This is a genomic window from Marinobacter manganoxydans MnI7-9 (genome assembly GCF_000235625.1).
Lineage (GTDB): Bacteria > Pseudomonadota > Gammaproteobacteria > Pseudomonadales > Oleiphilaceae > Marinobacter > Marinobacter manganoxydans.
In genome coordinates this window covers 207886-222427 of record NZ_AGTR01000053.1, presented here as the reverse complement: position 1 = coordinate 222427, position 14542 = coordinate 207886, and the positions used below count along the sequence as shown (strand labels likewise).

General features: G+C 57.7%; 12 protein-coding genes and 1 pseudogene. 6 read left to right on the top strand and 7 right to left on the bottom strand.

What is annotated here, in order from left to right; translation table 11 throughout:
• Window positions 1-144: 144 nt before the first annotated feature.
• Window positions 145-1698: a bifunctional ADP-dependent NAD(P)H-hydrate dehydratase/NAD(P)H-hydrate epimerase gene (locus KYE_RS13055; protein ID WP_008174132.1), complete on the bottom strand. Its 1554-nt coding sequence runs from the start codon at window positions 1696-1698 to the stop codon at window positions 145-147.
• A gap of 147 nt (window positions 1699-1845) precedes the next feature.
• On the opposite strand from KYE_RS13055, the gene queG reads away from it, so the two are divergent.
• Window positions 1846-2925, top strand: a complete 1080-nt coding sequence (gene queG, locus KYE_RS13050; RefSeq protein ID WP_008174130.1) for a tRNA epoxyqueuosine(34) reductase QueG — start codon at window positions 1846-1848, stop codon at window positions 2923-2925.
• Here the strand turns inward: queG and orn are convergent.
• On the bottom strand, window positions 2920-3462 hold the full coding sequence (orn, locus tag KYE_RS13045; protein WP_008174128.1) for an oligoribonuclease: 543 nt from the start codon (window positions 3460-3462) through the stop codon (window positions 2920-2922). The genes queG and orn overlap by 6 nt on opposite strands.
• Window positions 3463-3715: 253 nt before the next feature.
• On the opposite strand from orn, the pseudogene rsgA reads away from it, so the two are divergent.
• Window positions 3716-4772 (top strand): annotated as a pseudogene (gene rsgA, locus KYE_RS13040) (small ribosomal subunit biogenesis GTPase RsgA).
• 15 nt (window positions 4773-4787) lie between these two features.
• Here the strand turns inward: rsgA and KYE_RS13035 are convergent.
• From KYE_RS13035 to motA, 3 genes are read right to left on the bottom strand one after another with little or no spacing between them, the layout of a single operon-like run.
• Window positions 4788-5480 (bottom strand): OmpA family protein, encoded by a 693-nt coding sequence (locus tag KYE_RS13035; RefSeq protein WP_413540229.1) that lies wholly within the window; start codon window positions 5478-5480, stop codon window positions 4788-4790.
• Window positions 5384-5746: a flagellar motor protein MotB gene (locus tag KYE_RS22365; protein ID WP_413540228.1), complete on the bottom strand. Its 363-nt coding sequence runs from the start codon at window positions 5744-5746 to the stop codon at window positions 5384-5386. Before KYE_RS22365 ends, KYE_RS13035 begins: the two co-directional genes overlap by 97 nt.
• A 31-nt stretch (window positions 5747-5777) precedes the next feature.
• The gene (motA, locus tag KYE_RS13030) at window positions 5778-6629 is read right to left on the bottom strand and encodes a flagellar motor stator protein MotA (protein WP_008174118.1); all 852 of its coding nucleotides are present in this window, start codon (window positions 6627-6629) and stop codon (window positions 5778-5780) included.
• A 174-nt stretch (window positions 6630-6803) separates the two neighbouring features.
• On the opposite strand from motA, the gene asd reads away from it, so the two are divergent.
• Window positions 6804-7658, top strand: a complete 855-nt coding sequence (gene asd, locus KYE_RS13025; protein ID WP_008174116.1) for an archaetidylserine decarboxylase — start codon at window positions 6804-6806, stop codon at window positions 7656-7658.
• 15 nt (window positions 7659-7673) lie between these two features.
• Here the strand turns inward: asd and epmA are convergent, their stop codons facing one another.
• Complete coding sequence (epmA, locus tag KYE_RS13020) at window positions 7674-8642, bottom strand: EF-P lysine aminoacylase EpmA (RefSeq protein ID WP_008174115.1); 969 nt, start codon at window positions 8640-8642, stop codon at window positions 7674-7676.
• Window positions 8643-8649: 7 nt separating this feature from the next.
• Window positions 8650-9225: an elongation factor P gene (gene efp / locus KYE_RS13015; protein WP_008174112.1), complete on the bottom strand. Its 576-nt coding sequence runs from the start codon at window positions 9223-9225 to the stop codon at window positions 8650-8652.
• Window positions 9226-9270: 45 nt separating this feature from the next.
• Here efp and epmB point away from each other — a divergent pair, with 45 nt between their 5' ends.
• From epmB to KYE_RS13000, 3 genes are all read left to right on the top strand, one after another.
• On the top strand, window positions 9271-10311 hold the full coding sequence (epmB, locus tag KYE_RS13010) for an EF-P beta-lysylation protein EpmB (protein ID WP_008174110.1): 1041 nt from the start codon (window positions 9271-9273) through the stop codon (window positions 10309-10311).
• Window positions 10312-10533: 222 nt separating this feature from the next.
• Window positions 10534-12339: a hypothetical protein gene (locus KYE_RS13005; protein ID WP_008174108.1), complete on the top strand. Its 1806-nt coding sequence runs from the start codon at window positions 10534-10536 to the stop codon at window positions 12337-12339.
• A gap of 108 nt (window positions 12340-12447) precedes the next feature.
• Window positions 12448-14532 (top strand): EAL domain-containing protein, encoded by a 2085-nt coding sequence (locus tag KYE_RS13000; RefSeq protein WP_008174106.1) that lies wholly within the window; start codon window positions 12448-12450, stop codon window positions 14530-14532.
• Window positions 14533-14542: the final 10 nt, after the last annotated feature.

The window sequence follows — 14542 nt, the reverse complement described above, 5'->3', positions numbered from 1 at the left end:
TGGTTTTACCCATGCCAAGCTCACCATCCAGATAAACAACCAGGCCATGGCCAGATTCCACGACGGTTCTGGCCAGCTCCCGACCGAGATGCTCGGTTTCGGCCTCGTTCTCCAGAAAAACCCGACGCTCGTTACCCATTATGCTCATAACGATTCAGCCCCCGGACTCCTTTCAGATTCCCGAAACACCAACGGCAGCGCATCGATAACATCGGTCGGTATCAGCCCGATAAACCCCGTGGTTCTCGCAGCACGGTCAGCCGCAGCAAGGTGCACGGATGCACCCAGCACGGCCGCTTTCTGTCCGTCGCCAATCTGAGCCAGAACAGCCGCAACAATACCTGAGAGCACATCTCCCATTCCGCCAGTCGCCATTCCGGGATTGCTGCCACTGATGATATCCAGGCCACCGTCCTCAGACGCGACAACGGTGCCGGCGCCTTTCAAAAGCACCGTGCCGCCATACAGCGCCTGCAGATTTCTGGCGGCGGCCATCCTGTCTGCCTCAACCTCGGGCACCAGGCAATTCAGCAACCTGGCCGCCTCGCCCGGATGAGGAGTCAGGATGTGATTATCCGCTGGGATGGCTACCCGACCAGACAAAAGGTTCAGCGCATCCGCATCCAGCACCCGCGGCTTGCCGCTGGCAACCACCTGCTCGAGCATCTGCTGGCCCCAGGCGCTTCGCCCGATACCCGGGCCACACACGACAACCGAGGCAGCATCAAGCAACGTCGGCAACTCCGAGCCATGGATCAGGCCATGAACCATGACGGATGGACATCTTGCCAGGGCCGCTGTCACATGCTCGGGGCGGGTCGCCAACGACACGAGCCCGGCACCCGATCGCGCCGCAGCCTCTGCCGCCAGCAGACCGGCCCCACCGAATCCGCGATCACCCGCAACCACCAGCACATGCCCGAATCTTCCCTTGTGAGCGTTGGCAGGCCGGGGTGGTAGCCAGGGCATCACAGAACCCCAGTCACGACGGCGGGCGACGGGCTTCTGGCCGCTACCGGCGATACCCTCGTCGGTATCCAGAGATTCGAAAACCACCTCGCCGCACGCTGCTGCACCTTGCCCCGTGAACAAGCCAGCCTTGAGCCCGATAAAGGTCACTGTCCTGGCCGCATTAACCACATCCCCCTCGGCCGCTCCCGTGGTCGCATTAAGCCCGGAGGGCAGATCCACTGCAAGGACAGGCGCTAAAGCGCTGTTACACCGGCTTATCAGAGTCGCAAACGGTTCCCGGGGGGCACCGGACACGCCAGTACCGAGCATGGCATCAACAATCAGGCCCGCGCTGGCAAACAGATCGTCCAGCGATGACTCGCCGAGAGCCTCGAGGTCAAGAACATCTACACCGTCCGCCAGGGCCTTTTGCCAGGCTTTACGGGCGTCGCCGGACAATTTGCCGGTTGGCGCAACCGCGACACAGCTGACGTCCAGATCGTGCCTTTTCGCACTTGCCGCGACCAGGTAACCGTCACCACCGTTGTTACCCGCACCGCACAGGACCAGCACCGAGCCGCAGTTTGGCCAATGCCGTACCAGGCAGCGAAAAGCGGCGTGGGCGGCGGACTGCATCAGTTCAAAACCATCAACACCTTGCTGATCAATCACATAGCGATCGATCTGCCTCACCGCATCGGCGGAAAACAGTGCGTCTGGTAGACTGTGCCCAGCGGACGGCGGCATGAACCTTTGCTCCCGTTACAGAAACCGGTTTAAGAAAATTGGCCAGATACCTGTAAAGCATAGCAAAACAGTAGAAAAGGTCATAACTTAATCAGATTAAATATCCGTACACGGGTTCAGCACCGAATTCCAGCATCGGCAGTCACTATGAGCACCACAGCAACCTGTACCACGACACACCCGGAACTTGCGGATCTGCCGTCGCTCATCCGCCGGTGGGCAGCTGAATTCGGGTTTGCCGATGTGGGCATTACCAACGCGGACACGGGCGAGCACGCCGACCATCTGAAGGACTGGCTTGCGGCAGGTTACCAGGGCGAGATGGATTACATGGCCCACCACGGTGACAAGCGCTATACGCCTGCCTCTCTGGCGCCGGGCACCACGCGGGTTATATCCGTGAGAATGGACTATTTGCCCTCACCAGACAGTCCGAAAGAAGCGCTTACTAACCGGGAGGGTGCTTATGTCACGCGTTATGCGCTGGGTCGGGATTACCATAAACTGATCCGTAAGCGTCTTGCACAGCTGGCAGCGAAGATTGATGAGGCCGTTAGCGGATACGATTACCGGGCTTTTGTAGACAGCGCTCCGGTGCTGGAACGCGCACTGGCGCAGAGAGCAGGCCTCGGCTGGATCGGCAAGAACAATATGCTGATTCACCCGAAGGCCGGCTCGTTCTTTTTCCTCGGGGAAATCTTCACCAGCGCCCCCCTGCCCATTGATGAACCCTTTGAAACGGATCATTGCGGCAGCTGTTCGGCCTGCCTCGACCTTTGCCCGACGGACGCCTTTGTTGGCTCGCACAAGCTTGATGCCCGGCGTTGCATCAGCTATCTAACCATCGAGCTAAAAGGGAGTATCCCAGAGGAACTCCGGCCGCTGATGGGCAACCGGGTTTTCGGTTGCGATGACTGCCAGTTGGTGTGTCCATGGCAGAAGTTCAGCAAACCAACCAGCGAAAAGGACTTTCAACCGAGGCACGGACTGGACAACAGCTCGCTGGCAGAGCTTTTTCTCTGGACCAAGGAGCAATTCCTCAAACGCACCGAGGGCTCTGCAATTCGGCGAACAGGCTACGAGGGCTGGCTCCGCAACCTGGCGGTCGGGCTGGGCAATGCGCCGTCAACCATTCCGGTAATTGAGGCCCTGAAAAAGCGCGCGGACCACCCTTCCGAGATGGTCCGCGAGCACGTCCAGTGGGCTCTGAAGCGGCATGGCCTATAGCTTGAAGAACTGTTCCCGGTAATGACGCAGTTCGTTGATGGAGTCCCGGATGTCGTCGAGTGCAAGGTGGCTACCTTTCTTTTTTACGCCGGCGAGGACATCCGGGCGCCAGCGGCGGGCAAGTTCTTTCACTGTGGATACATCGAGATTCCGGTAATGGAAGAAGTCTTCCAGTTCGGGCATGTATTTGACGAGGAACCGGCGATCCTGGCCAATGCTATTGCCGCACAGGGGTGACTGGCCCTTTTCTACGTGTTTTTTCAGGAATTCGATGGTCTGCTGTTCGGCTTGAGACTCGGAGATATCGCTTTCCTGAACGCGTTTGGTGAGTCCGCTTTCACCATGGGTACGGGTGCACCATTCGTCCATGGAGTCCAGAAAGGATTGTGGCTGATGGACGGCAATAACCGGTCCTTCCGCGACAATATTGAGTTCCGAATCGGTGATGATTGTGGCCATTTCGATGATCCGTTCTTTTTCCGGATCCAGGCCTGTCATTTCCAGATCGATCCATACGAGGCGATTGCTTTCTGCCATTTTGTTACCAGCCTTCTGAGTGCGGTGGTAGTGGTGCTGGGTCCGGCTTTCCGGAAACCGCTACGAGCACATCCATGTGCGCTTGGCGTCGGCCATCCATGGCCGCCGACATTTCCGGAAAGCCGGACCCAGCCCCACTGCGAAATCAGGTGATATACCCTCGACGTCTCGGCATTGCCCAAGCCGAGTAGCTACGATTGCAGTATGATGGCACATCAAAGGCGAAACTTTCATCTGGTTATCCGGGACATAAATGGCAAAACGGCGACTGAATAAACAGCAACAATTCCGTATCAAGAAAGTCCAGGAAGAGCGTACGGCCCGGGCGGCGCGCAAGGAGAAGAAGGTTCAGGAGCAGGCCGACGCCGGCGAGCTCGGGCCAGAGCAGGAAGGGTTGGTCATCGCTCACTATGGGCAACAGCTGGATGTCGAAGCGCTTGAAGGCGACCAGGAAGGCGATGTGGTTCGCTGCTTTGTTCGGGCCAACATTGATAGCCTGGTAACTGGCGACAAGGTTGTCTGGCGGCCGGGTAAGAATGAGACGGGGGTTATCGTTGCCCGCAGTGAGCGCCGCAATCTGCTGCAGCGGCCGGATAATTTTGGTGCCCTGAAGCCGGTGGCCGCAAACATTGATCATATTATTCTTGTGATTGCGCCGGAGCCGGAACCTCACGATAACCTGATTGACCGGTATCTGGTTGCATCCGAGATCACAGACATTCCGGCAGTGATTCTGTTGAACAAGACCGATCTGATCACCGACAGCAACCGGGAGTACATCGACGCGCTTCTGGGCCGGTATGAGGCCCTGGGCTATGAGGTGGTTCGAACGTCTGCGGCTGAGTCCGGTGATAAACCTTCGCCAGAGGTTGAGGCACTGGTGAAGGATCAGACCAGTGTGTTTGTGGGGCAATCCGGGGTGGGCAAGTCATCCATTATCCAGACACTGATGCCCGATGAGGCCATTCGCGTGGGGGCTGTGTCGGAGAGCACCGGCAAGGGGATTCACACGACAACCACGGCTAAGCTGTTCCACCTGCCGCTAGGAGGCGATCTGATTGACTCGCCGGGGATCCGTGAGTTCGGGCTCTGGCATATGACAGCGCAGGAGATCGAGTATGGCTTTTCGGGAAATTCGGGAGGTGATCGGCACCTGCAGGTTCCGCAACTGCCGGCACATGGGTGACCCCGGTTGCGCCATCGACAGAGCTGCGGAGGAAGGGAAAATCAGCCCGGAGCGGCTGAAAAGCTTCCACCGGATTCTTCAGGATATGACGGAGCAGCAGGCCCGCGGGCTGAAGCTGGACTGACAGACCCGAGCGGCCTTACCAGTTGAGTTCGCCAGGGGCCGGCTCTTCTTGTTCCTGCAACCATTCCCCGCTTTCCAGACGCTCACGGGCCGCCTCCTGCTCCGCCTCGGTTGGCTGGGTCAGATCGATCAGGGGCTCATCTGACTGGCCAGCGCTACTCTGGATGTTATCGACGGTTTTCTTGTTGAGGACGATAATGGAGATGCGGCGATTCACCGGCGCGTTCGGGTCTTCGTTGTCGAACAGTACGGAATCACTCAGGCCAACCACGCGAGCAATCTGCTGCTGACGCACACCCCCTGCAACCAGCGCTCTTCGGGCGGTATTTGCCCGGTCTGCCGATAATTCCCAGTTCGTGTAACCCGGCCGGCCGCTAAATGGCGTGGAGTCGGTGTGCCCGGTAATACTGAGCTTGTTGTTCACTGAACCCAGAGTTTTCGCAAGCTCAAACAGAATATCCTGAGAGTAGTACTTCAGCTCGGCCCGGCCGCTGTCGAACATGGGGCGACCGGAGCGATCGACGATCTGGATCCGCAGGCCCTCGTCGGTTATATCGATCAGCAACTGATCCTTGAACTCCTGCAAAGTCTCATCCTGCTTGATTTGCTCCTTCAGCTCCTGAAACAACTCCTGCATACGTCGCTGTTCAAGAGTTTCAGAGAGCTCATCCACCACTTCGTCTTCAATCTGGATCTGGCTCGATTCGATATCCGGACTCGCCTCGTTGACGACCGAGGCACTGCCCTCAAGGTCCACAGGGTTTGGAGAACCACCCTCGGTAAAGCCAACGGGATCCCGGAAGTAACCCTCAACCGCTTTTTTTGCTCCGGCGATGCCGTAGCGGTTAACCACAGAACCAGAAAGAAAGCCATCATGGCGGTGGCGAAATCGGCAAACGCGACCTTCCAGGAGCCACCGTGATGGCCACCTGCAACAACCTTTTTCCGTTTGATGATGATCGGCTGTTCTTCCACGAATCGGCTCCGGGTTCAGATGAGGGCGGTGTTACTTGGAACGAACGTGATCATTAAGCTCCTGGAACCCAGGGCGCTTATCCGTGGGCAACGCCTTGCGGCCAAACTCAATGGCCATCTGGGGTGCTTGCCCGGAAACCGTCGCCACAATCGCTGATTTGACGCACTCGTAAGCCTTCAGCTCATACTTCGCAGCGTGTTCCATGGCGATAGAAGCAGGACCCACAAAACCATACCCCATGAAAATACCCAGAAAAGTACCCACCAGTGCTGCAGCCACACTGAGACCAATTTTTTCCGGGCCTTCAGTGAGAAAGTTCATGGTAATTACGATACCCAGCACCGCAGCGACGATGCCAAGCCCCGGCAGCGCATCGGCGATTTTGTTGACCGCGTGAGCAGGCTCCTCAAGCTCGTGCTGACGACTGTCGATCTCATTCTCCATCATGCCTTCCAGCTCGTGGGTCGCCATATTTCCGGAGCTGATGATGCGAAGGTAGTCCGTGATGAACGCGAGCAGTTCCTTGGACTTCATGACGGCTGGATATCGACTGAAAATCTGGCTTGCCTCGGGATTATCGATGTCCTCCTCGATCGCCATGACGCCTTGTTTACGGGATTTATCGAAGATCTCGTAAAGCAGACTCAGCAGATCCATGTAGAAAGCCTTTTTATAGGGTGAGCCTGTGAGTAACTGGACTCCCTTACCAAAGACTTCTTTGAGCGTATGGACGGGGTTAGCAATGATGAACGAGCCCAGAGCCGCCCCGAAAATGATTAACACTTCGGTTGGCTGCCAGAGCACCATCAGATTGCCGCCGTGGAGAACATAGCCAGTCAATACGCTGGCCAGAACAATAATCGAACCGACGATCAGTAACATAGAATCTACGCACGCCTTATTTTCTTGGTTATCGGCCGGAGCCGGAAGCTGTCACGCAAAAGGTGACACGATAATAGCAAGGCCGCGTCATAACCGCGAAGCCATGAAACAATTTCTATACAGGTAGCAGTCTTTGGTAAACTTCGCGCCTTTGAGCGCAAAGGATCACATCTAATGTTCGACAAGCTTTTTGTTCTTAGCCAGTACATCACGCCGCAACTGGGGGTATCCAACCTCGCCGGCCGTCTGGCGGACAATGACCGCTCCCCTGCGCTCAAGAACCGGGTTATAAAATGGTTTATCGGCCGCTATGGCGTTGACATGAGCGAAGCCGCCGAGCCTAACCCTGAAGCCTACGCCACGTTCAACGATTTCTTCACCCGGGAGCTGAAGCCTGGCATCCGCCCCCTGGCGGACGGCGAAAAAACCCTGGTCAGCCCCGTTGACGGCGCCATCAGCCAGCTCGGCCAGGTCACCGGAGACCGGGTTTTCCAGGCAAAGGGCCAGTCGTTCAGCCTGAGCGAGCTGCTCGGTGGCGAAGAGGCGACCACAGCCCCGTTTGCCGATGGCGAATTTTCTACAATCTACCTCTCGCCCAAGGACTATCACCGGATCCACATGCCGATGGCCGGCACGCTTCGACAGATGATCCATGTTCCCGGCAAGCTTTTTTCGGTCAACCCGGTAACCGCCGAAAATGTCCCGAATCTGTTCGCCCGCAATGAGCGGGTTGTCTGCATCTTCGACACCGCCTCCGGCCCCATGGCCCTGGTACTGGTTGGCGCCATGATTGTCGGCAGCGTGGAAACCCGCTGGGCAGGCGTTGTTGTGCCCGGCAGACGGCAGGTCACATCAACACTGTACGAAGGCGAGCAGGCCATCACCTTCGATAAGGGTGAAGAAATGGGCCGGTTCCGCCTGGGCTCCACTGTGATTGTGGTTATGCCAAAAGGCGCCGTCAGTTGGAACAGCAATCAGGTGGCCGGCAAAACCGTTCGCATGGGCGAGGCGTTCGGCGCCCTGGCGTGATCAAGTTCCGCAGGCTCAAGCCCGCTCGAACGGAAACGCCAAGACCTCACGGATGTCCTGGACTCCCAGCTTGAGCATCAGCAGCCTGTCCAGCCCGAGTGCGACACCGGAGCACTCGGGCAAACCCTGATCAAGCGCAGCGAGAAAAGCCTCATCCAGCTCCATTTCAGGCTTTCCGGATCGGCTGCGAAGCTCGTTATCGGCCTCAAAGCGCAACCTCTGTTCTCTTGGATCGGTCAATTCCCAGTAACCGTTACAAAGCTCCAGACCATCTACATAGAGTTCAAAACGATGCGCGGTCTCATAACCGTTAGACTTCGAAACTCTAGCGAGAGAAGCCTGCGAGGCTGGATATCCCGTTATGAAAACGGGCCTGCCCCGTCCCAGATTCGGCTCCACGGCAAAACTCATCAACAGATCGAGGCAGCCATCCCGACCAAGGTCCGCCAATTGCTCTGGCTCCAGCCACTCCTCACAGCGGCGCATCAGTTCAAGGTCCGTCGCTGCGAACGGGTCAATGTGCGCCCATCGCCTGAGGGCATCGCGATACTGAATGATTTCCGGCCGCTCGCATCCCAGCCAGCCGCAGACAAGGTCCGACACTTCAGCCATGAGCGTCACATCGTCAAAGCCTGTCCGATACCATTCGAGCATGGAGAATTCGGGGTTGTGACGACGCCCCTGTTCGCCATTGCGGAACACCCTGGAGATCTGAAAAATGGATCCACAGCCGGCCGCAAGCAATCGCTTCATGTGGTACTCGGGAGACGTCTGGAGCCACCCGCCTTTGCGTGTGCCGGCAGAAACCTGCGCGGGGATGCCGTCAAGATTGACATCAGTAACGCCACATCGCCCAAGCACCGGGGTTTCGACCTCCAGCACTTCTCGCTTCGCAAAAAAGCCGCGCACAAACGCCAGTTGTTGTGCGCGGCTTTTCAGGGCAGCCTGCGAGGCAGAGGGCTGCCAGACAGGTTCGCGGTTCATGACCGGATCAACTGCTCTTTACCCGGCTCACGTACTCGCCAGAGCGGGTATCCACCTTCAGGACTTCGCCGATGGTGATGAACAGGGGTACGTTGACAACCGCACCGGTAGAGAGTGTTGCCGGCTTGGAACCACCCTGGGCGGTGTCACCTTTCATTCCCGGATCGGTATCGACCACCTCAAGTTCAACGAAGTTGGGGGGCGTTACAGACAGCGGCGAGCCGTTGTAGAGCGTTACCGTATAAACGTCCTGCTCTTTCAGCCACTTCAGCGCGTCGCCAACCGCTTTGGCATCAGCCGGGTACTGCTCGAAGGAACCGTCAGTCAGCATGAAGTGCCAGAATTCACCGTCGGTATAGAGGTATTCCATGTCCTGATCAATGACATCTGCGGCTTCCAGACTTTCGCCGGACTTGAACGTGCGCTCCCAGACCCGGTTGGTCATGAGGTTACGCAGCCTTACCCGGTTGAAGGCCTGACCCTTCCCGGGTTTGACGAACTCATTCTCGAGAATGATGCAGGGGTCGCCATCCAGCAAAACCTTAAGACCGCCGCGAAATTCGTTGGTAGAATATGAAGCCATGAAATGTCCACCTGACAAAATGCTGTTTAGAATTCGAAGGGCGTTATGATACAGCGAACCCCCGCCCGTATAGAAGCCCACCTTTCCGACCACGAACAACGCAGCTGGCAGCAACTGCTGTCGGGCGCTGTTAAGTCGCCGAAGGAGCTGCTCCGCCGCCTGGAGTTGCCCGAGGAACCGTGGCTTGCAGGGGCAGAACAAGGCCACCGGCTTTTTCAGATCCGGGTACCTGAACCCTTCCTCAACCGGATGGAAAAGGGCAATCCGGCCGACCCTTTGCTTAGACAGGTGCTTCCGCTGGCGGACGAAGCCGGCCACGCGCCCGGTTTTGTCAGCGATCCTCTCGAAGAATCCGGCGCCATCGCCACCACCGGGCTCATCCGCAAGTACCGCAGCCGTGCCCTGCTCATGGTGACCGGACAGTGCGCGATCAACTGCCGGTACTGCTTCCGCAGGCACTTTCCCTACGACGAGCAACGCCTGAGCCCTCACGACCGGCAGCGGGTAATTGATACCCTTGGCGCCAGCCCGGAAATCAACGAAGTCATCTTCAGCGGCGGCGATCCCCTGGCCGTCAATGATCGCCTACTCAGTCAGTGGGCAAGCGCTATCAGCGGGATACCCCACATCCGCCGGCTGCGCCTGCATACCCGCTTGCCAGTTGTGATTCCCCAGAGGGTTTGCGACGAGTTACTGAAGTGGCTGTCGACGACTCCGCTCCAGGTAGTGATTGTCCTGCACATCAACCACCCGGCAGAGATCGACGGCCCCACTCGCCGTGCGCTCGGATACCTCCGGGCCGCAGGCGCAACGCTCCTGAACCAGAGCGTGATCCTCAGGGGTGTAAATGATCGAACGGCGGTGCTTGAAGAGTTGAGCGAGACCCTGTTTGATGCGGGCGTCCTGCCCTATTACCTGCATGCATTTGATCCAGTGACAGGCGCTCACCATTTCGACGTATCCGATGATGAGGCCCGAAATCTGGTGCGTGAGCTGCTGGCGCGCCTGCCCGGTTTTCTGGTGCCGAAGCTGGTGAGAGAAGAGCCTGGCAAGGAAAGCAAGACCCCGATCAACCTGTTCCCGTGACCGGTTTCGCAAAAAACGGCCCAAATTCACTTGTCAAAGATTGTCAACTCATGATCTTCTCGCTTTTTACGACTGGTTTGCTACTTTAAAGTCCAGTACCGTTAACGATAAAAACATGTATTTACGGCGTTTTCCTGACAGGCCGGCGGACACCCGGTAACCGCCAGCCAGGCAGGGCCAACCCCGGAATACCACCTGTGGTCCAGACATTGGCATGCATTCATGGAAGGTAAGACCCTGAAACCTGATCTCCGCGTTCCCGAACAGAAAACGGCCAGCCTGTCGTTCTGTGACACGACGCCCAAGGCGTTCCGGGTCTGGATAGACCAATTGCCGATGGCCAATATCGGCGAGGTGTCACGACAGCTTTACCACGCCATTATCGAACTGAACCACCTTTTCCTGGCGCCCCAGCAGCGCATGCAGTTCCTGGAATTGATTCGGGAAAAGATTCATTTTGTCTGTAATGAGCTCTCCCGCCACTACCTCGGTCTTGCCGTGGCGCTGCCCGAAAAACAAAGGAAGATCGCAAATCTGTCCCAGGCGCTCCAATTACATCTGGCCGGCGGCTACAAGCTGTGCGTTCTGGAGTTTATCGACAACGGGGGACTGGACAAGAATCGGCGCCAGATTGCCACAGCCGCACACCGGGCCATTTCCGAGCTGTCGGCAACTATTCTGAGATCGCACCAGCTCTACTGCCCGAGCCCCGCCCAGAGCTGGCTGGAGTGTCACCGTCTATTCCGGTTTGCACACCGCAACAAGCTCTCAGTGGTTCAGGTGGATGACGACACACTTCAGCATCGCCGCAGCAGCTCGGTCGCCGACAGCTACAAGCGTATCCTCCTGCTGGGCTGCGCGCGCCCGAATCAGCTTCGGCAGGCTGAGCTTCTGCACGTCTATGAACTCTTCGAATCCTGGACCGACCATACCCGATGCGGACCGGATGTTGAGGACGACAGCCTCTTTGTAATCAACATGGAACGGGACAACCCGCCGATTTACCGCAGCCTCCTCGAACAGAAGCCAGGTGACGACAGCTTCGGCTTTGATACCCATGACCTCTCGGCGATGCTGTCGGAGACGCTCCATGCCCGTCGCGAGCACAAAGATACCGATCACGAACTTCAGGTGCCGGCAAAGGTAAGCGACACACTGCTCACCCACCTTAGCCAGGCCCTCGGTATTCTCGCGAAGCGGAACTTCAACCGCATCGCGAGCCAGGGTTCACTTGAAGTCTGCGTCGGCCTCACAGCCGCGCACTACTTCATTGCCGGTGAGAAAACCTTTACGGAATTCGTGAATGGCAACGACAACGGCCATCATGAAGAAGAAAACCTGTTCGCACGGTCTTCGCGCCAGAAGCAGGACGCCTGGTCGGGCGCCCACGACGCCAGTCCCAGCGACGAACGGCTTCACGCCGGCGACACGCCGATCAACTTCAAGGGTTCCTACGGCAACTCCAAGGCCCCGTCGACCGACCGGAACCGGCCAAAGTCGCACCACTCTCTGCTGATCAACACCAGCCCAGGTGGTTACTGCGTCGCGTGGGAAAGCAATGTGCCTCCGTCATTGCAGGCCGGCGAGGTTCTGGGCGTTCGTGAGCAAAACTCTCATCCCTGGAGCGTGGCGGTGGTGCGCTGGATTCGACAGATCAAGAACCAGGGCACCCAGGTGGGCATTGAGCTGCTCGCACCGAGCGCTTCACCCTGCGGTGTGCGCCTGATCCAGAAAGTGGGCAATAGCAGTGAATACCTGCGCGGCCTGCTGTTACCGGAAATCAGCGTGGTCAACCAGTCAGCCACACTGATCACGCCTCGCCTGCCATTCCAGTCGGGCAGCCGCATCTCCCTGCTCCATGATGGCCGGGAAGATCAGGGTCAGTTGTCTCGCAAAGTGTCCTCTACTGGCAGCATCAGCCAGTTCGAACTCAAGCTGCAGAACGCGGCAACGCTGAATGCTGGCGCACCGCCTGCATCATCCGGAGCCAGCGAGGACGAATTCGACTCGCTCTGGCCATCTCTGTAAGGTCTCCAAACTGAGACACCGGAAGCCTTCAGAGGGTTGTTATTGATCGGCAACCCCTGCATCATTCAGCGTTAGTGAATGAACCGTGTATCACGAGATGCCCTTCGAATGCAGAAAAAGAACGCGACCGTACACCTGCTGATTCTGGATCCATCGCAAAACGATGCCGAATCACTGGTCAGCCTGCTCCGTAACTCCGGCAAGGCTACCCGAGCCCACAGAATCACCTCGGAAGAAGATCTGGAAGAAACGCTCAAGGCCGGAAACTGGGATTTGCTTCTGGCCCGCGACCTGGAGCAGGAATTTTCGGCCGACGACGCCCTCGCCATGATCCGCCGGATGGACAAGGACATTCCGTTCATTCTCCTGACGGAAGAAGAAAGCCGGGAGCGCACCGTAGGCATGATGAAGGCAGGCGCCCAGGATACGGTGTCGTTCGAGCACACCGATCTTATTGTGCTGAAGGTCAATCGTGAGCTGGCAGCTCTTGACGAACGTCGCCGGCGCCGTGTTCTGGAGTCCCATCTGCGGGAAGCGGAACAGCGGTGCCAGTTGCTGCTGGAAAGCTCCAAGGATGCGATTGCCTACATCAATGATGGCATGCACATCTACGCCAACCAGTCGTACATGGAGTTTCTCGGGTACGATGACATCGACGATCTAATCTGCGTTCCGGTGCTGGACACCCTCACCCCGGAAAGCCAGGAGAAGTACAAGGAATTCATGAAGTCGTTTGCCGAAAAGGGCGAAGACGGCATGACCATGAATTGCACGGCTCGACGCAGCGACGACCACGAACTGAACGTGACCATGTCGGTCTCGGCCGCCACCTACGACGGTGAGGAATGCACGCAGATCGTTCTGCAGCCGGAGCACAGCGACGCAGAGCTGGAAGAAAAGCTGCGCCAGATCAGCAGCCAGGACCTTCTGACCGGGCTGTATAATCGTCAGTACCTGATGGATGCACTCGCTGAAGCAATCGCCAACGCCGGCAAGAAGAATGAAACCGGTGCACTCGCCTACATCGCCCTCGATAACTTCATGAGCATGAAGGGCCAGGTGGGCATTTCCGGCGCCGACCTGCTGCTTGGTGATCTGGCAAACCTGCTCAAAGAGCAGGCCGGTGGCGACCTTGCCCTGGCCCGGTTGAGCGATGATGCCTTCAGTCTGCTCAGCCAGCCCTGCGATGAATCTACCATGGCAGGGCACGCCGAGCGCATCCGCAAGGCGGTTGAGGACCATCTGTTTGATATCAATGGCCGCACGGTCCAGTTGACCGTGAGCATCGGTGTCGCCGCGATTACCGAGAATTCGCCGAAGACCGAGGAACTCATGGCCAGGGCCCATACGGCATCGGCGGAAGTACGAAAGCTCGAAGGTCATGCAGAGGGCAACGGTGTGGTGGTCTACAACCCCGCCGACTTCGAGGCTCTGGATCAAAGCAATTCGGTGGAAGCGATTCAGAAAGCTCTGGAAGAAAACCGCTTCCGGCTGCTGTTCCAGCCGATAATCAACCTGCGTGGCGAAGGCGAGGAACATTACGAGGCCTTCGTGCGCATGCTCGACAAGGACGATGAGGAAGTCTCACCCTATGACTTCCTGCCGCCAACAGGTCCGAGCGACACCGCGATCAAGATTGACCGCTGGGTTATTCTGCAGACCATCAAACAGCTGTCCAGCCATCGCTCACGGGGCCACGATACCCGCCTGTTCCTCAATGTGACGGCCGAAACCCTGCAGGATAAAACCTTCACTCCCTGGCTGAGCGTTGCCCTGAAAGCCGCACGGCTGCCGGGCGATTCCCTGATTTTCCAGATCCGGGAAGGCGATGCCAACAACTACATGAAGCAGGCGAAAGACTTCACCAAGGCGGTGCACGAGCTTCACTGCAAGGTATCCATCTCCCAGTTCGGCTGCGCCCTCAATCCGTTCAACACCCTGAAACACATCGATACGGACTATGTGAAGATCGATGGTTCCTTCACGGAAGAAATCCAGAAGAGCGACGAGGCCAAAGAACAGGTCAAGGAAATGGTCAAGAGCCTGCAGTCCAGCGGCAAGCTCACCATCATCCCGCTTGTGGAGAATGCCGGCGTTCTCGCCACCCTGTGGCAGGCCGGCGTGAACTATATTCAGGGCTACTACCTGCAGGCACCAGTACCTGAAATGAACTACGACTTCGGCGACAACTGAGCCTGAACGG

Excerpts from the sequence above, each read along its gene's own strand:
- motA (WP_008174118.1), bottom strand. The coding sequence starts at position 6,629 with ATGTTACTGATCGTCGGTTCGATTATTGTTCTGGCCAGCGTATTGACT.
- epmB (WP_008174110.1), top strand. The coding sequence starts at position 9,271 with ATGATACAGCGAACCCCCGCCCGTATAGAAGCCCACCTTTCCGACCAC.
- KYE_RS13005 (WP_008174108.1), top strand. The coding sequence starts at position 10,534 with ATGGAAGGTAAGACCCTGAAACCTGATCTCCGCGTTCCCGAACAGAAA.
- epmA (WP_008174115.1), bottom strand. The coding sequence starts at position 8,642 with ATGAACCGCGAACCTGTCTGGCAGCCCTCTGCCTCGCAGGCTGCCCTG.
- KYE_RS13055 (WP_008174132.1), bottom strand. The coding sequence starts at position 1,698 with ATGCCGCCGTCCGCTGGGCACAGTCTACCAGACGCACTGTTTTCCGCC.
- queG (WP_008174130.1), top strand. The coding sequence starts at position 1,846 with ATGAGCACCACAGCAACCTGTACCACGACACACCCGGAACTTGCGGAT.
- asd (WP_008174116.1), top strand. The coding sequence starts at position 6,804 with ATGTTCGACAAGCTTTTTGTTCTTAGCCAGTACATCACGCCGCAACTG.
- KYE_RS13000 (WP_008174106.1), top strand. The coding sequence starts at position 12,448 with ATGCAGAAAAAGAACGCGACCGTACACCTGCTGATTCTGGATCCATCG.
- orn (WP_008174128.1), bottom strand. The coding sequence starts at position 3,462 with ATGGCAGAAAGCAATCGCCTCGTATGGATCGATCTGGAAATGACAGGC.
- efp (WP_008174112.1), bottom strand. The coding sequence starts at position 9,225 with ATGGCTTCATATTCTACCAACGAATTTCGCGGCGGTCTTAAGGTTTTG.